Annotated in this window: 21 protein-coding genes; 7 read left to right on the top strand and 14 right to left on the bottom strand. The window is 56.6% G+C overall.

Annotation, left to right across the window (positions count from 1 at the left end; all coding sequences use genetic code 11):
• Positions 1-482: 482 nt before the first annotated feature.
• The 10 genes from P0119_12440 to P0119_12395 form a co-directional block, all read right to left on the bottom strand.
• On the bottom strand, positions 483-1,724 hold the full coding sequence (locus P0119_12440; GenBank protein MDF0666865.1) for a hypothetical protein: 1,242 nt from the start codon (positions 1,722-1,724) through the stop codon (positions 483-485).
• Between the two features lie 806 nt (positions 1,725-2,530).
• On the bottom strand, positions 2,531-3,259 hold the full coding sequence (locus tag P0119_12435) for an inorganic pyrophosphatase (protein ID MDF0666864.1): 729 nt from the start codon (positions 3,257-3,259) through the stop codon (positions 2,531-2,533).
• A 199-nt stretch (positions 3,260-3,458) separates the two neighbouring features.
• Positions 3,459-4,049: a molybdopterin-dependent oxidoreductase gene (locus P0119_12430; protein ID MDF0666863.1), complete on the bottom strand. Its 591-nt coding sequence runs from the start codon at positions 4,047-4,049 to the stop codon at positions 3,459-3,461.
• Positions 3,988-4,851: a cytochrome b/b6 domain-containing protein gene (locus P0119_12425; protein ID MDF0666862.1), complete on the bottom strand. Its 864-nt coding sequence runs from the start codon at positions 4,849-4,851 to the stop codon at positions 3,988-3,990. The genes P0119_12430 and P0119_12425 overlap by 62 nt, the downstream gene beginning before the upstream one ends.
• Positions 4,827-5,144 carry a cytochrome b/b6 domain-containing protein gene (locus P0119_12420; GenBank protein ID MDF0666861.1) on the bottom strand — a complete coding sequence of 106 codons (318 nt, stop codon included), beginning with the start codon at positions 5,142-5,144 and terminating at the stop codon, positions 4,827-4,829. Before P0119_12420 ends, P0119_12425 begins: the two co-directional genes overlap by 25 nt.
• Positions 5,145-5,309: 165 nt before the next feature.
• Entirely contained in the window at positions 5,310-5,627 is a 318-nt protein-coding gene (locus P0119_12415) for a hypothetical protein (protein ID MDF0666860.1), read from the bottom strand.
• Positions 5,628-5,871: 244 nt separating this feature from the next.
• Positions 5,872-6,156 (bottom strand): zf-HC2 domain-containing protein, encoded by a 285-nt coding sequence (locus tag P0119_12410; GenBank protein MDF0666859.1) that lies wholly within the window; start codon positions 6,154-6,156, stop codon positions 5,872-5,874.
• 50 nt (positions 6,157-6,206) lie between these two features.
• A complete protein-coding gene (locus P0119_12405; GenBank protein ID MDF0666858.1) occupies positions 6,207-6,935 on the bottom strand; it encodes a sigma-70 family RNA polymerase sigma factor in 729 nt (242 codons plus the stop codon).
• Positions 6,932-7,201 (bottom strand): hypothetical protein, encoded by a 270-nt coding sequence (locus P0119_12400; protein ID MDF0666857.1) that lies wholly within the window; start codon positions 7,199-7,201, stop codon positions 6,932-6,934. Before P0119_12400 ends, P0119_12405 begins: the two co-directional genes overlap by 4 nt.
• A 232-nt stretch (positions 7,202-7,433) precedes the next feature.
• Positions 7,434-9,839 (bottom strand): sigma 54-interacting transcriptional regulator, encoded by a 2,406-nt coding sequence (locus P0119_12395; protein MDF0666856.1) that lies wholly within the window; start codon positions 9,837-9,839, stop codon positions 7,434-7,436.
• Positions 9,840-10,085: 246 nt separating this feature from the next.
• Between P0119_12395 and P0119_12390 the strand changes: the two genes are divergently transcribed.
• Entirely contained in the window at positions 10,086-10,397 is a 312-nt protein-coding gene (locus tag P0119_12390) for a YajD family HNH nuclease (protein MDF0666855.1), read from the top strand.
• A gap of 159 nt (positions 10,398-10,556) precedes the next feature.
• On the opposite strand, the gene P0119_12385 is transcribed toward P0119_12390, so the two are convergent.
• Together P0119_12385 and P0119_12380 are read right to left on the bottom strand one after the other, a co-directional pair.
• The gene (locus tag P0119_12385) at positions 10,557-12,248 is read right to left on the bottom strand and encodes a tetratricopeptide repeat protein (GenBank protein ID MDF0666854.1); all 1,692 of its coding nucleotides are present in this window, start codon (positions 12,246-12,248) and stop codon (positions 10,557-10,559) included.
• Between the two features lie 106 nt (positions 12,249-12,354).
• Positions 12,355-13,173: a methyltransferase domain-containing protein gene (locus P0119_12380; protein ID MDF0666853.1), complete on the bottom strand. Its 819-nt coding sequence runs from the start codon at positions 13,171-13,173 to the stop codon at positions 12,355-12,357.
• 195 nt (positions 13,174-13,368) lie between these two features.
• On the opposite strand from P0119_12380, the gene P0119_12375 reads away from it, so the two are divergent.
• From P0119_12375 to P0119_12360, 4 genes are all read left to right on the top strand, one after another.
• Positions 13,369-14,385 carry an AraC family transcriptional regulator gene (locus tag P0119_12375; GenBank protein ID MDF0666852.1) on the top strand — a complete coding sequence of 339 codons (1,017 nt, stop codon included), beginning with the start codon at positions 13,369-13,371 and terminating at the stop codon, positions 14,383-14,385.
• 190 nt (positions 14,386-14,575) lie between these two features.
• The gene (locus P0119_12370; protein ID MDF0666851.1) at positions 14,576-15,034 is read left to right on the top strand and encodes a rhodanese-like domain-containing protein; all 459 of its coding nucleotides are present in this window, start codon (positions 14,576-14,578) and stop codon (positions 15,032-15,034) included.
• A 73-nt stretch (positions 15,035-15,107) separates the two neighbouring features.
• Positions 15,108-15,410, top strand: coding sequence for a putative quinol monooxygenase (locus tag P0119_12365; GenBank protein ID MDF0666850.1), 303 nt, complete (start codon positions 15,108-15,110; stop codon positions 15,408-15,410).
• Positions 15,411-15,496: 86 nt separating this feature from the next.
• Complete coding sequence (locus P0119_12360; protein MDF0666849.1) at positions 15,497-16,492, top strand: hypothetical protein; 996 nt, start codon at positions 15,497-15,499, stop codon at positions 16,490-16,492.
• 88 nt (positions 16,493-16,580) lie between these two features.
• On the opposite strand, the gene P0119_12355 is transcribed toward P0119_12360, so the two are convergent.
• Positions 16,581-16,751: a hypothetical protein gene (locus tag P0119_12355; protein ID MDF0666848.1), complete on the bottom strand. Its 171-nt coding sequence runs from the start codon at positions 16,749-16,751 to the stop codon at positions 16,581-16,583.
• A gap of 167 nt (positions 16,752-16,918) precedes the next feature.
• Between P0119_12355 and P0119_12350 the strand changes: the two genes are divergently transcribed.
• Both P0119_12350 and P0119_12345 read left to right on the top strand, forming a co-directional pair.
• Entirely contained in the window at positions 16,919-17,794 is an 876-nt protein-coding gene (locus P0119_12350) for an alpha/beta hydrolase (protein MDF0666847.1), read from the top strand.
• A gap of 133 nt (positions 17,795-17,927) precedes the next feature.
• On the top strand, positions 17,928-18,752 hold the full coding sequence (locus tag P0119_12345) for a hypothetical protein (protein MDF0666846.1): 825 nt from the start codon (positions 17,928-17,930) through the stop codon (positions 18,750-18,752).
• On the opposite strand, the gene P0119_12340 is transcribed toward P0119_12345, so the two are convergent.
• A complete protein-coding gene (locus P0119_12340) occupies positions 18,727-20,256 on the bottom strand; it encodes a type II CAAX endopeptidase family protein (protein MDF0666845.1) in 1,530 nt (509 codons plus the stop codon). The two genes, P0119_12345 and P0119_12340, sit on opposite strands and share 26 nt — an antisense overlap.
• Positions 20,257-20,364: the final 108 nt, after the last annotated feature.

Here is a 20,364-nt window from a genome sequence, read left to right as displayed (position 1 = left end):
AATAACTTGGTCAGCGGAAGAGCCGGAATTTCAGCAGAGATGGCATTCTGTCTGGGAAAAGCATACGGGGGCGGCGCGGAGACCTGGTTGTGAATGCAGGCCGCCTCTGATCTTGCACGAGCAGAAAAACGAGCTTGGAAGATCAAGGTCCGGCGCGTCACAAATGTCTCGGCACCTGCTTAAACCGACGACTCTGGGGCAGACTCCATTCTCGTGAGAGCCTTTGGACACTGTAAATAAGACCCCCGGCCCCTTTGCATTTTGGAATCCGAGCTTAATCGCTCTGTCGGGCGGCTACCGTGGGCCGCCATTGGGCTTTCCGCTCCGCTTTCTGACTTCGACCCAACGTCTGTAGCTCCTCCCACGGCGCACGACGTGTCAGGATCAACCGTAACCGACGTGAAGTATCGTGTGCTCCCTGACCTAAGTCTTCACGATGGGTACCCCATTTTTTTGTTCTGATCGAAGGGCCAATTCCAGGATCACTGGCTACCTGCTTTAACTACAATGACCTGGCGAGTGACTTCAGTCCCATTGCTTACCACACGCGCCTCAATGGTGTAAAACCCGAAGGGCCTCAATTTCGCAAGGCAATGCACGCCGTCGTCAGCACCATCGAACGGGCAATAGGGGGCAAAACCTTCGACGCGATTCACGGTGTTGTTGATCCAGAATTGCACTGAAACGGTTCCCGTCGCGTTGGCGAGGTACGCCTGCACGGTCCAGGGCTGCCCCTGAGTCGGTGATCCGAGAACAGTCAGCGTCACCGTTGGACCAGAAGTTGCCGAGGGCGTTGTAGATGCCTGGACTGTAACGGCCTGGCGAACGACTTCTATCCCATTGCTCCGCACACGCGCCTCAATAGTGTAGGACCCAAATGGCCTCAAGGCCGTACGGCAATTCGCGCCGTCCGCACCGACGAACGCGCAATAGGGGGCGTACTGTTCAATGTGATCAAGGTCGTTGTTGATCCAGTATTCCACTGAAACGGTTCCCGCCACGTTGGCCGGGTACGCCTGCACGGTCCAGGGCTGCCCCTGAGTCGGCGATCCCAGAACGGTCAGCGTCACCGTTGGACCAGAAGTTGCCGGAGGAGCTGGAGGAGCCGGAGGAATTCCCGAGGGAGTTGCGGATGCTTGAACTGTAATGGCCTGACGAGTGACCTCGATCCCATTGCTCCGCACACGCGCCTCAATAGTGTAGGACCCGAATGGCCTCAAGGCCGTACGGCAATTCGCGCTGTCCGCGCCGGCGAACGCGCAATAGGGGGCGGCATCCTGAATGTGATCAAGGTCGTTGTTGATCCAAAATTCCACTGAAACGGTTCCCGTCACGTTGGCCGGGTACGCCTGCACGGTCCAGGGCTGCCCCTGAGCCGGCGATCCCAGAACGGTCAGTGTCACCGTCGGAGGGGATGTTGAAGTCCCGGATGGGGTATAGGTGGCGACGCTGCTCGGGCTCGACTCGATGTTTGCAGAGTTGTACGCGGTAACCACATAGTATTGAACGACGCCCGGTGTTCCAATATTGAAACTGGTGCCAGTCCCTAGTGTAGCGAGCAGCGTCGCTGTGGCAGCCGATGGTGAGCATGGTAGCTGACTGCAGTTATAGACGCGATATCCCGCTAGGTTCGGCCCACTGCTCGCGTCCCACGTCAAGGTGGCACCCCATGCAGTACCGGACCACAGCACAAGAACAGTAGTGATTGCCTTTATCCAACTCATCTAGATACCCCTTCCACATAACTAATACTTAGTATGTTATACTACAACAAGCTCCCCTCACGAGATGCGAACATCTCATGTGCAGGAACCTATGACGACTTGTTTAACTGACGTGGCCAGCCGAGAAGAGGCTGGAGAGCAGAATCGTTCACCACGTCAGGGTGACAGCTAAGCAAGATGTGAGCCGCTGGGCTACGAAGGTGAGTAGAAAAAATCTCGGAATATCAGTAGTGCTGACATGAAGATCACTGGTGCTGTGTACGCAGAACACAGGGTCTTGTGACCGATTGCAAGCTAAACGCAATGTTTCCTGGAAGATAGACAATGTACGCGCCTGCCTACAGATTTAACAGTTTAGTACATGATGTGCGGTGGTGGTCTTGGCTCGGGAACAAATAAGGGTGTAAACTGGCTGTATATGAGAAAAGGGGTCGGGGGTAATTTATTGACTTGAACCCTTGGGATCAGATACAACCTCCGTCATACCACGCCGTCCGCGTCTCGCTGCTGATGACCTCGCCTACCACGTCCTGAACCGCCGCGTCAGACGACTGTCGCTGTTTGGAACACGAACCGACCATGTCGCTTTCGACAAGATTTTGACGGAAGCGCATTCAAACTCTCGCGCCTGTATCGCTGTCTGTTGCCTGATGCCCAATCACTGACAGCTCCTTCTCTCGCCTCGGCAGAATGGGGAAGTCTCCAAAATCTTGCGCTGGATCATCGTCACGCATACTCAACATTGGCGCGCCCACCACATAAGAAGGGCTGGGTTCCTGAGCCATGCATGAACGCCATCGCATGCCCTACAGATTCTTTGGCCACAAGGAACTCAGCTCCGGATACTTCGCGCGATAGTCGGCGTGGCTAGCGCGGATGACTTTCAGCGCTTCCTCCCGTCCATACACGCTCGTGATCTCCACCTTGTGATGAATCGTGCCCGGCGCACTCTTATAGGTCAGAAAATAGTGTTGCAATCGATCCATGAGCGCCTTCGGACATTGTGAAACATCCGTGAAGTTGCCATACACCGCATCGTCCCGCATCACGGCGATGATCTTATCGTCGGCTTCCCCGCCATCGGCCAGGCTCAACCCACCGATCGGCAGCGCCGTCAGGAGGATATCGCTGTGCGGAATGCTCTTTTCCGACAACACGCAGATGTCGAGGGGATCGCCGTCCCCGATCATGTCCTTGCGACGCGCTCGCTTGGCGAAGATGCCCGCCACCTGGCTTCCGGAGTACGTCTGCGGAATCAGCCCGTAATAGACCGGGCAGAAATTGGAAAACCGCTGCGGCCGGTCCACCTTGAGAAAGCCGCTGCTCTTGTCCACTTCATACTTGACTGTATCGGTCGGGACGATTTCGATGTAGGCCGTCACCACGTCCGGGGCTTCCTCCCCGATAGACACACCGTGCCACGGATGCGCCTTGAACATCAGCCCGAGCAGACGCTGAAAAGGATCGCTTCCCCCGCGTACCTCAGGCGTCTGGCTTGTGTCTTCTCCCCTTCTCTTCCCATTCTTCTCTTTCATGTCCCCTCCGCATTTACCGACCATCCCAGCGACATGCGACTTCCTTCCATCGCACGCTAGTATCTCCCAGGAGGTTAATAGGGAGCAATGGTTTCTCGGCAAGGGACTTTACGAGGGCTTCCGCAATCAAGGCATACAACTCGTATATGTCGCAAGGTCAGAAGGAGCGAGAACAGAGCTGAAAGTCTGTTTCAGCACCCTATATACCGGCATACCACTCATACCCCTGATCCTCCCAATAGCCTCCCTTCCCGCCACCGATGCCGGCAAGGGAGTCGACCAGTTCGATCTTCATCACATATTTCGCCTGCTTATACCCGAGCTGTTGCTCGAATCGGAGACGGAGCGGGGCACCATGTGGAATATCCAATGGCGCGTCATTTAACTCATAGGCCAGAATCGTTTGTGGATGATAGCAATCGGCCACCGCCATGCTCTCGTAGTAGGCGATTCCTTCGTCGTCCACATCGGCGCAGTGAAATACCGCGTAGCGGGCATTCGGCAACGGTTCGACTTGGCGCATCAAATCACCGACCGGAACACCGGTCCACTTCCCGATAGCGCTCCAGCCCTCGACACAATCGTGGCGGGTGATTTGTGTCCGGGAGGGCAGCTCTTTCAGCGCGGCCAGGGACCAACTTCTCGGCGCCTGCACCAAGCCGACCACGTCCAGCGTCCATTCAGAAAAATTCTGTGCAACGTGCTCGGCGTATTGTTCGGTACCGGGATCACTGTTGCCATTGGCCGGAAATACTGTCGAGATGTCGACCTTGCGGTATTCTTTTGCCAATGCATCCCTTGGAGTGACCGCCCGTTGCACTGTTTCGGTCCACCGCTCGGCTTTGCGGAGAATAGCCGGAAACCAGCTGCTCTGCGTGAGCTTGTCGCAACCGGAAAGCGCAACCAGGCTCGCTGCCCCCAGGGTTCCCTTGAGGAAGCTGCGTCGTTCCATCGTACGTGCATGCTTCATGACTTACTCCTTCATGTTTGACGATGAGCCACCCAGTGACCATCGAGCGGATATTGTTGAAGAACCCGGTGAGGACCACCTGGAGGACGTGAATGATGATGAATCCGACGAATGAAAAACAGGCGAGAAAGTGAATCGTCCTCGCCGCTTGACGTCCGCCGAAGATGGTCAATAGCCATGGAAAGGTCGTATCGATCGTGGGCGACATCGCGAGACCGGTCAGCACAATCAACGGTGCCACGATGAACAAGATGCTTGCATAGGCCAGTTTCTGAAGGACGTTGTACCGTTTGGCTTCGTCACCGGTGGGATGCCGAAGAATCAGATGATCTTGGATCGACTTACCGATACCACGGAGATCCTTACCTGTCGGAGTCAGATCGCGCGTGACATGTCGACTCGCCAAGACATAGGCGATGAAAATCACACCGTTGATCACAAAAAGCCAGGCAAAGAACAGGTGCCATTGTCGCCCCATGGCGAGCCATCTAGCGCTTGGAATGGTCGCCCAGGCTGGAAAGGCCCTTCTCATGCCGTTGGAGTAGCCGAGAACACCGGTCGTATCGAACTGATGACCAAGAATTGTCGTGACGCCTTTTATTTCGCCACTGCCAGTTTGCACGGGCCTGATTGAGAGTAGCGAACGGTCACGATCAGAACGATCGCCCAGTAGAGAGCCGGATGGGCGTTGAAGATCTGCAGGCCGCTCATGATCAGGATGATGAGGAACGGAACATTCAGCCAGTGGCTGATCCGCACCGGTAGCCGATGGCGGTACACCCGTTCGATCGCGGGAGGAGAAGAACCCCTGTGATCATTCGCTGCCGACGGTGCCTCAAGGACTGACGGCTCTGCAATCGGTATCAGCTCCCCTTCCCGACTGACGACCTCTTCAGATTGAATGTGCAACGCCATAACCCCACCTCCCAGCCCAGTAGATGCGCAACCTACCGTTTCGTCGGAAGTAGGTCTGGTTTCTTACAGCTGAGGAATGAGTTGGGCGAGAACACACAATGGCCTGCGCTTGGATCAACCGAGCGCAGGCCGTGGCAGATAACAGCGAGCAGGGCTCTCTATTTATTAATAACCCGACAATCCTTTCATGTCGCCTTTCATCGCATCTTGTGTGGCTTTCATGTCGTTTTTCATGGCATCCTTTGACGCTTTCATCGAATCCGTCCTTGCCTTCATCTCTCCTTTCAGCTCACCCTTCATCGTGTCAGCGTTACCTTTCATGGCGTCAGTGCCGGACTTCATTTCGCCCTTCATGGCGCCGACATCGGCCTTCATCTCGCCTTTCATCTCGTTTGCCATCTTGTCCATCTCGCCGGCAAAGGAATAGGCGCTTACGCACATCACACATGCGATCGCTGCAAGGGAGACCATCATCTTCTTCATCGAAAACCTCCTGGTTGGTATTAGTGAATTGACACGATCAGAGAGCTGAATTCGGCTATTCCTGCACCTTGGTCTGCTTCTGAACCTCCGGCCAGTTGGCATCAGCCTTCTGCACATAGCCTGGAATATCCGAGAGCCACCGGGAGCGGACAGCTTCACTATTGTTGAGATACAGCTTATCACGGACAACCGCTGAGAAAAGAAACTCTTACACAGACATAAATCGAGACAGCAGCGTAGAACATCAACTACCGGCTGGTGATGGGCCTGCCCGCTCAGCAAAGGCCTGGCGCAATCGGTGAGAATCGGATGGTTGTTCGACGGCCTTGGGCAGTAATCTCAGCAGTGCTCGAACCGTCGCAATCTGTTTCACATAGCTCTCGCAACCGGCACAGATGGCCAAATGCATGGCTATTTGACGCTTCCGCTCGTCTCCGACATATTCATCGAGGTAGGCCGAGGCCCACTGCACGATCTCTCGGCAGGTTATCTCTGAGAGAGTCGGTTGCCCCTCTTCCTGTGCCATCATAAAGGCCCTCCTTCAGTACTTATGACTGAGTCGGTCCTTACGGCGTTTCCTTACACAGTAGATTGCCCTTCCAGATAGGTCTCCACTGCCTGGCGCACCCGCTCTCTGGCCCGATGGAGCCTGACATACAGATTTGTTTCAGTAATCCTCAAGGCTTCGCAAACCTCCGTTGTGCCGACTCCCTCGACATCACGCAAGATCAAGACGTCCTTCAAGGCCCGTGGTAACGCCTCAATAGCCCGATTCATGGCATCGACCGCCTGCTGTGATGCCAAGAGCTTCTCCGGTGTCTGGTCGTCCCATGGCTGAGGCGGAAGGGCCCAGGAGCCGGCCCATTCACCGGACCGGTGAAACCGAGATGGATCAACCGCTTCCTCGCTGTCATCGTCGGCAGACTCGAAGGAGGAGAAAGTCCTGTGCCGTTTTTCGCGCACTCCTCGATCCTTGGCCTTGTGAATCATGATCCCAAAGATCCAGGTCCTGAGTGATGACCGGCCTTCAAATCGATTTAACCCTTCGATCACCGCCATCCAGGTATCCTGGACGACTTCTTCCGCCGCTTCCCGATCCGCCACATACCCTATGGCCATGCGAATCAGTACGTCATGATGCTTGTTGACCAACTCGTCGAAGGCTCGCTCCTCTCCCTTCCGAAGCCTGGCGATCAGCTGGTGTTCGGCAGTGGTTACTACAGTCCTCATCGATATCGATAAGGACTGACCATCAAGAGACGAAGGGCGCCCAAATGGTTCTGTATAGGTCGTGGTTGCTGCGTTCATGACCGGCCTCCAATCTGAAGCAGCTCCGTCACGAGGGCCGGAGCGCTCATTATGATCACGTGTCTGTGAGGGAGGTTATTCACCGCCTCAATTCCTCTCATATCGATGTACTCGACGTGGGAACAATCCAAATACACGGACTTTCTCTTCCGCAGATAGGAACGGCATTCCTCATCAAGCAGCGCCGCCCATTGATCCGTTATCTTGCCTTCCAGCTTCAGGAGCACATCGTTCCCGCTCTCCTGAACCTTCGTGATCTTCAGCATCGTCTCCTCATCTCCTTCAGCATCAGTTCGATGGCAGGGTATTGAGCAACAGAGATGCCACAGAGCGATGAGGCAACGAATTCGGTCTAAGCTATAGATCTACGGCGATTATTTGGCACGACCGGCAAGGAAGATCGAATCAGCACAGATGAGGCAATTCCCAAGATATTGGGACCGTCACGAAATGTTGGGAAATTTTCTTGGGAGAATGGGGAAAAGGACGAATTCGTGGCTAGTGTTTCGTCTTGCGCTCGATTCCAAGCCTCTTCATCCTGGCTTCCAGCGTGGTGGGATTGAGTCCGAGGATTTTGGCCGCGCCCTTGTCGCCGCTAACGCGCCAGCTGGTCTGTTCCAGCACATCGAGGATGTGCTCTCGTTCCATTTCTTCCAGCGTCATCGTCTTGGCGTATCCGCCTTTCCCGTTCGATGATGAGAGCCAGTCGATCGGCTCCAACTCATGCCCCTCACTGAGGATCACGGCCCGCTCGATCACATGCTCCAGCTCCCGGATATTGCCCGGCCACTGATAGCGCTGCAGTGCCGTGATCATCCGCTCCGGGATCCGGTCGAGCTTCTTGCCGAGATTTGCGGAGAACTTGCGGACAAAATACTGCGCCAGCAATGGAATGTCTCCTTCGCGTTCTCTCAGCGCAGGCAAATGAACAGGAAATACGTTGAGACGGTAATAGAGATCGGGCCGGTATTGACCGGTCTTGGCCAGCTGTTCGAGGTCTCGGTTCGTGGCGGCGATCACTCGCACATTCACCTTGAACGTCTGTATGCCGCCGACCCGTTCGAACTCGCCCTCCTGCAAGACACGCAACAGTTTGGATTGCAGGTCCAGCGGCAATTCACCGATTTCGTCTAGAAAGATCGTGCCCTTATCGGCCACTTCGAAGCGGCCCATCTTTTTTGTCAACGCGCCGGTGAAAGCGCCCTTCTCATGCCCAAAGAGTTCGCTTTCGATGAGGCCGGCCGGAATCGCCGCGCAGTTGACCTTCACCAGCGGCTTGTGTTTGCGAGGACTCAGATTGTGGATCGCACGCGCGATCAGCTCCTTCCCGGTCCCGGTCTCACCGGTCACGAGCACCGTCGAATCAGTCGGAGCGACTCGTTCGACATATTTCAGCACTTTCTTCAGCGAGGTGGACGACCCGATCAATTCCTCGAAGTTATGCGTCCCTTTGATCTCTTCTTGGAGATACAGGGCCTGGGCTTCGAGCCGGGCCTTTTCCTGCTCCATCAGCACCTGCTCAGTGATGTCTACAAACATCGTGCGGGTGTAGATGCCGCTCGGGTCAGGTCGCGACCACCACTTGATCCAAAGCGGCTTGCCATTGTCCTTTCGGCGGAGCTCGAGCACCACACCGCTCGTGTCGATGCCCTTGCCGATCGAGTCGAAGGCTTCCTTGAGACGTCGTTGAGCGTCCGGTGTGTTGGGTATGAATGAGAACCCATAGGTCCCATCCACTTGATCAGGCGTAATGCCCAGCGTCTTCATGGCCGTTCGGTTGGCGCGGATGAACCTGGAATCCAAGCCTTCGTTCACGTAAGCGATCGGCGCCTCGTCGAACAGGTCGCGCAACCGTTCTTCGTTGTCTTTGAGCTGGGCGTCCATCCGTTCTCGTTCCAGTTCGGCGCCGGCTCGAACGCCGAAGATCTTGAAGACCGACAGCACACGCGGATCATCGTGCATCGGCTTGGTATCCATCACGGCCAGGTGGCCCATCACTGTGCCGGAGCGGTCCGATACCGGAATTGCCAAGTAACTCTCGACGCCCAGTTTGGCCAGGTCTTCCCGATGCGCTGGAAAGCAGTCTTGGACGTTCTCCGGAAACAAACACACCTCGCCGCCCAACACGCGCTCGCAGGGGGTGTGCGACAGGTCGTATTCAAAATTGTCGAGGAAGCCGTTGCCGTTCCAGAACGCCAGCGTCCGCACGCGCGCCCGATTGCCCTCGACGAATTTGGAGACGAACGCGTATTTAGTCTGGAGGGCCTCGGCCAGATTTCTGACCAGCGACGGAAAAAACGCGGCTCCGGTCGCGGCCGCGGTACCTTCATCGATCTTGCGCAGAGTCAAGTCGCTTTTGCGCAGAGCACGTTCGAACCGCAGCCGTTCGAATTCGGCAGCGGCGCGCATCGCGAAGATGCCTAGGATGGAGGTCGCACGCACGTGATCCGGCATCGGTCGGGAATCCATGATGGCCAGATGCCCGACGACACGGGCGGAGGCATCGACGACCGGAACGCCGCAATAGCTCTCGACACCGATATCCTGAATCAATCGGACATGGGGATAGAGTTCGCGGAGCTTGCTTGGATGGTGCACACACCGGCCTGTCAAAACCGTCTCACAGGGACCTCGAGCCGGGACCTCGAACGGCGGCAGCGACTGGCCTTTGCCCCATCCCGCTTTTGAGCGGAACCGGCCATCGTCTTCGTTCAGTTCCGAGATATACGCGTAGTCTACTCCCAGCCAGGTCGCCAACTGTTGCACAAGAGTCGGGAAAAACTGTTCGCCGACTTTGGCTCCCACTCCCTCGAGGATACTCCGAAGGATCGTTCCAGTCTCCGTTGTGTTGTCGGTGATATAGTTCTGCGGTGCAGCGGATTCACCTTCAAGAGACGGTATCATATTCGACCACCGATTGAGTGACCGGGGGAGGAATCACGGGAACGGAGTCTAACACCGAAGGGGAAAATGTGGCAACGCAAGCGTTTGGGGTCCGAGCATGGGTCTTCCGCCCCCATTCAAGAGTCTGACGCGGGTGCCCCACCACCGGTACAAAGGAGTGGTATCGTGGATCGTTGATAGTGCATGGTACGGCTGATTTGGTATAGTAGGGCGCTGTAACGAGTGGCCTTTTTCATGGAGGCTCGCATGGTACGGAGCAACCACGAGCAGCCCTACCGATCGCGTGCGCTGAAAATACTCCCTTGGATCTGCGCCCACTGCGGACGAGAATTTGACGGCAAAAAGCTGAGCCAACTCACGGTCCACCACAAGGACCACAACCATCACAACAACCCGCCGGACGGCAGCAACTGGGAATTACTCTGCCTCTACTGTCATGACAATGAGCATCAGCGCGATCAGGTAAGTGGCGGGCCACATGAGTCTCCCTCGAGTCGAGAGCCGGACAGACCCTTCACACCCTTCGCCAACCTGCTCAAACGCAACAACGCATCGTGACCAAGCCGACCCAGCGTCCTGCTCCAAAACAGGAGTTCCAAAACTGAGGGTTTCGCGCACGAGCGCTTTTCAAACCGGCAGGAATGTAACAAGGGGTCGGAAGGCTTACGCCGATCCGACCCCAGGCGCTCCGCCCCGTTTTCTGCAGTTCTCCGTTAGCTAGAACCTCGATGCAGTGAGCGTTACATCGGCGTCTGGCCACGCTCGGCGGAAGCGAGCGTCCACTGCAGCCGCCTCGGTGTCCTTCCCCTGTGCCCGGAGTGCTTGCGCCAGTCCAAACAAGGACCAGCCGTTCTCGGGGAAGCGACGAAGGTCCTCCTGATACACCTTCTCGGCCTCGGCATGGCGTCCCGCTTTCAACAGAGCGGCACCGAGCGAGTGCCTGATTGGGTAGTACCACTTGGGCGGTTCGAAGTAGAGTCCCGCGTCCTCGATCTTGGCCGCATCCCGGAAGTGATCGATGCCTGCGTCGAGGTCACCACGGCGAGTTGCGACCTCGCCGGACAGCGCATGTACAGCGACCGAGAGCGACGTCTTGCCTTCAGCACCGTCGGGCGTCGCTGCGTCGATCGTCTTCACCACGTCCAGCGCTGCCTGCGCCTCTGCCCACTCTCCTTTGGCGGCATGCGCTACGCCTTTGGCGTAGGAGGCCATGCCGTACGAGAATCGGATGTCCTCCGGCGGAAGCGGTTCAGCAAGTACCTTGTCCCATTTTCCAAACGTTGTGAGCGTGAGTGAGTGGTACGGCAGCATTTCCTGCAGCATTCCGACCTGGCGCGCAGCGTCGAGGTTCACCTTGGTGGTGAGTGTGTTGGCCGCCTCGATCGCCTGGGCACTACGGCCCGCCATTGTGGAAGCGAAGGCGAGAAAGTGGATGTTGTGGGGGTAGTACGCGAGCGGATAGACGCCCATCGGACGTTGCCCGTCGATGAACTCCTCGTCGGAGTGGATGGCATGGTGGTTGGCCTGCACGGCATCGTTCCACCGCCCGACACGGATGAAGATGTGCGAGGGCATGTGGACCATGTGTCCTGCTCCGGGCATGAGCTTAGCAAGTCGTTCGGCGCAGGGCACGGCGGCCTTTGGGTTCACTGCTTCGACTGCGTGGATGTAGTAATGACAGGCGCCGGGGTGATTTGGGTTGCCCGTGAGGACCCTCTCCAGCTGGCGTACGATTTCCTTGGTCTCGGGGTATGGAGTACCGTCAGGACGCCAGTAGTTCCATGGGCGGAGGTCCATCAGCGATTCGGCGTACAGTGTTGCAGCATCGAGGTCCTTGGGGTAGGTCTTGGCGACCTGTCCCATGGCGCGTGAATACGACGCGTCCAACCTGGCACGATCCACAGGTGGGTCCGCCTCGTAACGTTGCGCGAGCGCCTCGATGTACGCGCGCTCCTGCGCCGTGGCGTGGGACTTGAGCGCCAGCGCTCTCTGCAACGCCGCATAGGCCGCAAGTCCGCTCGCCTTGTCCATCGGAGCGTTGACGTGGGGCCCGTAGGCGAGTGCAATCCCCCAGTAGCACATGGCGCAGGTGGGATCGAGCTCTGCAGCACGTGTGAATGAGCGGATCGCTTCCGCATGGTTGAATCCGTAGACAAGTCGCAGGCCCTGGTCGAAGTACTGTTGTGTGGCCGCGACTCGCGTGGAAATGCGTTTGTGGTGAGAGCCGAGGTCCGTATAGAGAGGAACCGTGTCAGAATGGTCTTGCGTTGGCGCATGCTCCGCCGTCGGCTCTGTGGCCCAACTGGGAGCGACATATACAAGTAGAGCAGCTGCGGCAAGTGCGATGACCTGAGAGCACTTCATGGCCTGCTTCCTTCTAATCAACCCGAGCAATCGTAATGGTTTCATGACAGCCTCCTTGCGAATGGTAGACGATGGATTGTCTCCGACTTTACGTCATTATGTTGTGCACGGAACTGGAGTGCGATCTTGTCGTATTGTGGGCCACTTCCTGTCACGCTCGAACACCGATGACCTCAAGATATTCTCCGTACACCGTGGTGCAATCGGCCCCGGCTCGGTTGTGGGTAGTCCAGAGCGATTCGAGGTCCCGGCGCAATTGAGCTTGGCCGTCGGTATCGAGCGAGGCGAACGCCCTATTCGTTGGACCATAATAGAGGCGAAAGACCTCGACGACCTCCGACGGTGGAAAGGGATAGGTGAAGAGGTACTGCCGCCTCGTGAGGTTGAGGTCCGAGAGTCCGTGGCCAAGCCTCTCACGGACTGTGGCTTCGTCGCCCCACAGTACCGGGGACGGCATCCCGGACGGCGCGATGAATTTCGAGACGGCCTTGAACATCTGCCCGACGAATCCCTGTGGGGTCCAATTGGCCATGGCAATGGTGCCTCCCGGCACGCACACTCGCAGCAATTCCCTGGCGACCAGTTCGGGTCGCGGGGCGAACATCGCCCCGATCAGACTGGTCACGACATCGAAGCTCGCGTCATCGAACGGAAGCGCCTCTGCATCGGCCTCCTCAAAGCGAGCCTTCAGCCCCTCCCCTTGCGCGCGAGCCCGCGCCCGCTCTACTAAGTTGCTTGCGATATCGACGCCGGACACTTCAATACCGTCTTTCGCCGCCAGCAGCGCCAATTGCCCGGACCCGCAGGCGACGTCCAGCAACCGTGATCCCGGCGCGATGTTGAGCCGGTCGTAGAACTCTCGTGCGCCGCCTTCCATGTATCGTGAGAATCGATCGTAGTCTCCCGCTGTCCAGATCGATTTGAGCCGCGTTTTTACATCATCCATTTCACCCATCGCTGTATTTGTCATAACGGCCTCCTCCTTGTTTGATCGATATGCGGCATGTCTCATACGCCGCGCTGTTTCTGTTTGCACCATACGCGAGACGCGTTCTGGTGTCTTATCAGCGCGTCTGGCTCTCTTAGCAAGAGCATGCTAAGCTGCGGCTCGTTTATCCGAGCGTCCGATTCGCTTAGCAGGGACCCCTTACTCGTAGCAATCGATATGGATGTACTTTCAGAAGTCCTGAAAGCCGTGAAACTGGACGGCGCGGTGTTCTTCTATGGAGAATTCTCGTCGCCCTGGTGTGCAGGCCAACCCGACGGAGGTACAATAGCATCGTATCTCCCCGCCCATCCAAAGCACGTCATTATCTTTCACATGGTCACCGAAGGACGAGGTTACGTTCGTACCGAAGAAGACGGCCGGACAGTACCCCTTGAAGCCGGCGATATTGTGATGGCCCCGCACGGCGATGCGCACTTAATGGGCAACGGACCTCCCATCACACCGATCGACAGTACGACACTTCTCCGACCGGTGCTGGCCGAAGGACGTATGATCTCTCAATTTGGAGGTGGAGGAGAGCTTACCAAGCTGATCTGCGGCTACCTGACCTGCGACTTGCAACTCGGTCAGGTCTTCCTGGCCGGACTCCCCCCGATCGTCAAGGTCCATATACGGGACAGCCCATCAGGACAGTGGTTGGAGAACAACTTTCGATATTCCGTCGATCACGCTGAGGCCGCAGGCCCAGGCGGCGCCGCCGTCATCGCCAAATTGTCCGAAGTGTTGTTCATAGAAACGTTGCGCCGGTACATCCAGAAATTGCCGCCGACGCAAACGGGCTGGCTGGCCGGCGTGCGCGACCCGGATGTGGGAAAGGCCCTCGCGCTCCTGCATAAACAGCCGGCTCAGCCCTGGACAATCGCCTCCCTCGCGAATGAGGTCGGTGTGTCTCGTTCCGTGTTGGCTGAACGATTTCGGCATTATCTGTCAGACACGCCGATAGGATATCTCACACGCTGGAGGCTGCAACTCGCCGCCCAGCTGTTGGCGTCAACCAACAAGAGCGTGGCCGAAGTGGCAAACGATGTGGGATATGAGTCGGAGCCTTCCTTCAATCGAGCGTTCAAACGCCAGTTCGAGGTGCCCCCGGCACGGTTCCGCAGCCACGTGAAACGGGCTCACGCTTCCTCTGTTGCTCCCGATCAACGAACGGATCGGACGGCTCACCGTTAAGCTGGCCTACCCTGCGAAAGCTCTCTCAGGACATCTGCCTCGGGCAAATTTTCTTCGGGAGCTGTACCAAATTACCTCCTGAGAGCAGATTCTTTCCCTCGGCCACAACCATCCCTTGAGTTGAGGATAGGATAGCGCTACATTATGTTTCATTTTTCTGAGATCAACGGAACATCTTGAAGGAGAACCTATGAGCACATGGATTCTGCTACCACTGGCCATCGTTGTGAGCACAGCGCTCTTTTCCCCTTCACCGGTTTTCGCCCAGGGTTTGCCTCCTATCGTGAAACAGAAAGTTGAAGCAGCCCAAAAGCAGGTGAAGACGATCGGCATGGAAGAGTATCGGAAGCTCGTGGAGAATCCAGGTGCCGCCGTGATTGTGGACGTACGGGAGCCGCAGGAGTACGCCGCAGGGCATGTACCCGGAGCAATCAATATTCCTCGCGGTCTGATCGAGTTCAAAATCTGGAGCCACGTCGGCTTTCCAGCCGACAACGAGATGGGCCGTCCTCTCATTCTGCAATGTCAAAGCGGCAGTCGCGCCTCCCTTGCGGCACAGTCGCTGCAAGGTCTGGGGTTCACGCAAACGACAGCCGTTGTCATGAACCTCGACGACTGGCAGAAGGCCGGCCATCCATTGACAAAGTAACCGACCCGCACCCCGGAGCAGGTTCGCCTCTCGTTCAGAGCAGCATGTATCGCCTTATGCCATGGAGCACGACATGATCTCAGACCCTTCCCTCCGAGTGATTGCACGTGTCAGGGCTAAGACTGAGCATGTCGCACAAGTTCGGGAAATCTTATCTGCGCTTGTTGAGCCGACACGCCGCGAATCGGGATGCCTCAGTTATGAGCTTCTGCAGAATGGTTCCGATCCAGCCGACTTTGTGTTCGTCGAGAAATGGGCGAGCGCCGCGGCTGAGCAGGCACATTTCGCCACTCCGCACGTTTCCGTTGCGCTGCAACGGTTGGTGGGACTTCTGGCCGGCGAGCCGGAGATCTGTCGGTACAAGGTCCTACAGTGACGTGATGAGATGAGAGTCTGTTATGTCCAGCTTTGTTCAACCGTACGCCTCAGCCATCCATTGCTGCAGGGCGATACTGCACGACCATGACGCCTGCCACACCGGATACTGAACTCTCCATCACTTTTGAGAACCAGCGTGCGATTGTTTCGCCATGGGGAGCCTTGTTACGACGGTATCTGCTGATCGACGACGGAGGACGAGAAACGGATATCCTGTGGGGTTATTCGGGTGGTAAGGGGAAGCGAGGTGGACAGGGCGACGTACTCATCCCGTTTCCCGGCCGCGTCAGCGATGGACGCTATACATTCGAGGGACAGTCACTGCAGCTCGAATGTAACGACAAGGAAGGTCCGAATGCCATTCATGGATTTGTTCGCAGTCTGCCGTGGCATATGCAGGAAGCACACTCAAATAAGGTGACGTTCGAGATTCGTCTCGACGCTGATACATACGCTGAACGAGGCTATCCCTTTTCACTTGCCGTATGGGTGACATATGAACTGGGTGCAGCCGGGCTCACCTGTTCATTCATCGTGAAGAACGTCGGGCAACAGGCAGCACCGGTCGGAATCGGATTTCATCCCTACTTCACCGTTGGAACGTCCTTAATCGACGAGGCCGAGGTGCAGATCCCAGGAACCGCCTATTTGGAATTCAACGAGCGGCTCGTTCCGACAGGGACGATTCTGAGCGTGACCGGCACATCGTGGGACTATAGACAGTTTCGCGCGATCGGCCGGCAGCGCTTCAACCATTGCTATGTGCAGCTCGAACGCGACGCGAAGGGAACAGCCACTGCGTCTCTGCGACATAGCGCCAGCGGCCGGGTAATCGACGTTACGATGGATCGCGCGTTTTCCGCAGTGGTCGTCTATACCGGAGATGCCATTACGGACGCGCCCCGAGCCGCGCTTGCCATCGAACCGATGACCTGTGCGAGCGATGCGTTCAACCATCCGGACTGGGGGCTGAAGCGGCTTGTACCCGGTGAGTCATTCTCTGGACGTTACGACGTGCAGCATCGAGCCATAGGAAATGATTCTCTGGGCCCTCGGCATGAGCCTTTGTTTCGGCCATGACTGACGCTCGTTGGATGTGTCGAATGAGCGTTCAGGCCGACGAGGGCACGCCGTCGACTCAAGTCTTGCCGCGACGGCAGACTATCTCTCAGGCGATCTTCCGGAGGTTGGAAGGCTTGTCGACGGCTCGTTCACGAGAGAGGTGACGAAGTTTGAACTGCAGCTCCTCGAACGACTCCCCTTGAACCTGCTGGTCGGGAGACCCCTGCAGACAGCCGCGCCACATTCCCTGATCTTGCCAAATCACGTATTTCGTCATGTCGCCGAGTATAGCTGCCGGTCGAAGTTCCGAACAGAATTTTGCACATTTTCACCGAGGCGCGGGATGGAACGAGACGGAAACTCCTCTGTGCGAGGCTGACTCCTCCGTCGACCGAGCTTTCTGAGACTCCGTGCATGGTTCTCAATACGGTTGGTGCACAAGCAATGACGTTTCAACAAGTATTCACAAACCGACTGTCCTTTCGAGTGGCGACGGCCGGGTCCGGCGATCGCTTGATACTCTGCCTACATGGGTTTCCGGAATCTGCCCTGTCATGGCGATTTCAGATTCCCCCGCTGGCACAAGCAGGATATCGGGTCTGGGCTCCTGATCTACGCGGATATGGTGGTACGACACGACCAACAGGCAGCGACGCCTACCGAATTGAATCCCTGATGGACGATGTCACCGGACTCCTCGATGCCGCTCAAGCTCAACGTGTCATTCTAGTGGGACATGATTGGGGTGGAGTCATCGCCTGGTACTATGTGATGCGGCAGGCCGCTCGCGTGGAAGCCTTGGTGATTATGAATGCGCCCCACCCAGCCTGTTTTGAGCGGGAAGTGCGACACTGGCGTCAGTTGCACCGTTCCTGGTACATGGGCTTTTTTCAAATTCCCTGGCTTCCCGAAGCGGCACTGTCGGTTGGCCATGGTTATGTGATCGGTAAGATCTTTAGCCATATGGCTATTCATCGTGAACAGATGCCCGATGATTTCATTCGATCGTATCGACGACAGGCTTGCGAGCCGGGGGCACTCACGGCCATGGTGAATTACTATCGTGCGGCCTTACGCGGCGGCGGAGCAATGCGTCAACGAAGGTTGGGGTATCCTACTGTTGCCGTCCCCACGTTGGTGATCTGGGGCTTACAAGATCATGCGCTCGTCCGTCAGAATCTTGACGGGCTGAATGATTTCGTCACCGATCTGACGGTGGTAAAAGTCGCCGATGCCGGACATTTCGTGCATGAAGACAAGCCCGAACAGGTCACGCGTGAAGTGCTGACTTGGCTGGATCTGAAAAAGGAGGGTAAATAGAGGACGATGTGAACGTCGATTGTTCGTATAGCGCGAGAAAATATGGACACCAATGAAATGGCTTTTTTCGTTGGACTCCGCTCGCGACTCGCTGGCACACTGCACTGCCGACCAACAGGGAGTATGATCGATCTTGCATCACTCACTTGTCATTCTCGGATTCGGTTATACCGCCAAATTTCTCCTGCCGCTTGCCCAGCATCGCTACTCTCATGTCTTCGCCACCAGTCGGGATCCGGATCGGCACCTCACAGATCTGAGACTGGACCAACGGATACGATTCGATCTGGCACGGCCTGAGACATGGCAGGAGATCCCGACATCGGCCGATATCGTGTGGTGCTTTCCCGCAGTACCGATCGAGCTGGTTCAGCAGTTTGCCGACGCTGCATTTCTACGAACCTGCCGCTTGGTGGTACTCGGCAGTACCTCCGCCTACGACGCTAGCGCCTCGGCCGAGTATCCTCCACCATGGATCGACGAAACAGCTCCGGTTGACTTGACAAAACCTCGTGTACAAGGTGAGGGACTATTGCGAAGCTCTTATGGCGCTGTCTTATTACGAGTTGCAGGAATCTATGGCCCAGGCCGCAATCCTATCGATTGGATTAAGACAAGACGAGCGAAGGGCTCACAAAAGTATGTCAACCTTATCCATGTTGAGGATCTGGCCGTGACGTGTCTCGCCGCTCTGGCACATGGTGAGCCAGGGAGTGTCTACAACGTCAGCGATGGAGATCCGAGGACCTGGATGGAGATCTGTAAAATGGTCGAGCAACGATGGGATATTCGAGCTGCTGACTCTCGGGATGCCGACTCTCCGGGGAAACGCGTGTCAAACAAGCGTTTGTGCGAACTACTGAAATTGCACGGGACAGGTCTGCGCTACAGGGATTTATTCGAGTGGCTTGAAGTGATGCAGCGGAATTCGCTCAACGAAGCAGAGCCATCACGGTAAGACAGACGAGCAAGTTGTTCATTGCGTGGGCGACCATCCCGGGAATCAGGCTCCCTGTTCGTTCGTAGATCCAAGCCCAGAGGAATCCGCTCCAAAAGACGCTGAGAAATCCAATCAGACTATAACCGTGGGCCAGAGCAAAGAGACTGGTACTGATCAGCGCGGCAGGAAGGAATTCGAACCGGCGGCGAAGCATCGCGAACAGCAGTCCACGAAATGCCAGTTCCTCGAAGATCGGCGCAAACAAGACGTACTCGATCACGCTCACGGCCATGACGGGAAGAGTGCCCCGCACAAGCTCCTGATCAAACCATTCCGTCCAGTGATCATTCAAACTCAGGAATTCGGCAGCCTGTCCTATGACCCATTCACCCCAGAGTCCGGCTGCGACAATCGCGAGGATGCTGCATGCCAGCCGTCCAAGGTTCTCTCGCTCAATCCTTAGACCAAAGCCGTCTCGGAAAGTCAGACCGGCCGGCTTGAGCAATTGGACATACGCAAGGATAAGCAGCGGTAGGTTGGCCAAGGGAATGGCAAATGCGCGCAACGATGCATGCAGAAATGACGAACTAGACAGAATGACTACGGTCGTGACGACTTCTAAGGCACCGCCGCGGAGGATGACCGCTGCGGCAGTTTCTCCAGGCCAAGGGGGCGGAACGCCAGGTAAATGGAGACGCAGACTGTCTTTCCGTCGTCCCCACAGTCCGGCAATACCCACAAGCATGATCGACCCAATCACCAGACAAATCAATTCGAACACGATCAACGGGCTGATCCATCGTTGCTCCCGATCCTGCCTGAGCCGACCATGCTCTTCAACCGTCACCAGCAGATCCTGATCGTCCGCACGTCGGGCCAGCCTCACGGCAAGATGATCATAGAACCATCCACCCGGCAACGCCTCGGCCAACGTAGCCTGTAATTCTGCTTCATGTGTCCTATCAAGCGGCTGTGGTCCATACGCAGCTTCTATCAGTTGTTCGAATAACAATGCAGACGTCCCACGGCTTTGCCACCCTTTGCTTTCTGCGAGTGCCGCCGTTTCTTGCCCGGACTCCCCGAGTAGGATAGCCAGCCGAAGTTTGGAGAGAGGATCACCGGTTGTCTCAGCCAGTTCCCGGTACCACTGGATGGCCTGCCTCCTCGCTTCATCCTGGCTGTCCATCGTCCAATCAGCCAGCCATTGCTGCCATTGCGGCGCTCGACGAAGGCTGTCTTGTGCGGCCAACATACGGCTGACCATCAGATCAAGTGCGCGATCCGGCTCCTCAACTTGCTGAAGTTTTGGCTGGGTCGCCGCAAACCACAGAATAGTGCCCAACGCCGCGATCAGGACGCCGGCGCATACCCCGCTCACGATCAGAGACCATCGAGAGCGATAGGGCGAGATCGATTGTTTGGGACCCGCCGGCTGGTCGGACGGCGGAAGATCCGGCAATTGTTGGATTGAAAGGGTCTGTTCGCTCATGAATTGCCGACTATACCATTGACCGTCACCCACTGGATCCCCTCAAAGTAGCTATCGAACAATTCCGATAGGTATTTCTCACATAGCCTTAGTCATCGTACTTGGCTATACTAACCGCGCGATTTAAGGAGCCAATTTGCG

Source organism: Nitrospira sp. (assembly GCA_029194665.1).
Taxonomy (GTDB): Bacteria; Nitrospirota; Nitrospiria; order Nitrospirales; family Nitrospiraceae; genus Nitrospira_D.
The sequence above is the reverse complement of the archived record's forward strand: the minus strand, read 5'-3'. Positions and strand labels throughout refer to the sequence as shown.

Coding starts and splice junctions, on each gene's coding strand:
- P0119_12375 (MDF0666852.1), top strand. CDS start 13,369: ATGGATGTACTTTCAGAAGTCCTGAAAGCCGTGAAACTGGACGGCGCG.
- P0119_12440 (MDF0666865.1), bottom strand. CDS start 1,724: ATGAGTTGGATAAAGGCAATCACTACTGTTCTTGTGCTGTGGTCCGGT.
- P0119_12420 (MDF0666861.1), bottom strand. CDS start 5,144: ATGGCGTTGCACATTCAATCTGAAGAGGTCGTCAGTCGGGAAGGGGAG.
- P0119_12390 (MDF0666855.1), top strand. CDS start 10,086: ATGGTACGGAGCAACCACGAGCAGCCCTACCGATCGCGTGCGCTGAAA.
- P0119_12415 (MDF0666860.1), bottom strand. CDS start 5,627: ATGAAGAAGATGATGGTCTCCCTTGCAGCGATCGCATGTGTGATGTGC.
- P0119_12350 (MDF0666847.1), top strand. CDS start 16,919: ATGACGTTTCAACAAGTATTCACAAACCGACTGTCCTTTCGAGTGGCG.
- P0119_12400 (MDF0666857.1), bottom strand. CDS start 7,201: ATGCTGAAGATCACGAAGGTTCAGGAGAGCGGGAACGATGTGCTCCTG.
- P0119_12370 (MDF0666851.1), top strand. CDS start 14,576: ATGAGCACATGGATTCTGCTACCACTGGCCATCGTTGTGAGCACAGCG.
- P0119_12360 (MDF0666849.1), top strand. CDS start 15,497: ATGACGCCTGCCACACCGGATACTGAACTCTCCATCACTTTTGAGAAC.
- P0119_12410 (MDF0666859.1), bottom strand. CDS start 6,156: ATGATGGCACAGGAAGAGGGGCAACCGACTCTCTCAGAGATAACCTGC.
- P0119_12435 (MDF0666864.1), bottom strand. CDS start 3,259: ATGAAAGAGAAGAATGGGAAGAGAAGGGGAGAAGACACAAGCCAGACG.
- P0119_12405 (MDF0666858.1), bottom strand. CDS start 6,935: ATGAACGCAGCAACCACGACCTATACAGAACCATTTGGGCGCCCTTCG.
- P0119_12385 (MDF0666854.1), bottom strand. CDS start 12,248: ATGAAACCATTACGATTGCTCGGGTTGATTAGAAGGAAGCAGGCCATG.
- P0119_12395 (MDF0666856.1), bottom strand. CDS start 9,839: ATGATACCGTCTCTTGAAGGTGAATCCGCTGCACCGCAGAACTATATC.
- P0119_12380 (MDF0666853.1), bottom strand. CDS start 13,173: ATGACAAATACAGCGATGGGTGAAATGGATGATGTAAAAACGCGGCTC.
- P0119_12365 (MDF0666850.1), top strand. CDS start 15,108: ATGATCTCAGACCCTTCCCTCCGAGTGATTGCACGTGTCAGGGCTAAG.
- P0119_12355 (MDF0666848.1), bottom strand. CDS start 16,751: ATGACGAAATACGTGATTTGGCAAGATCAGGGAATGTGGCGCGGCTGT.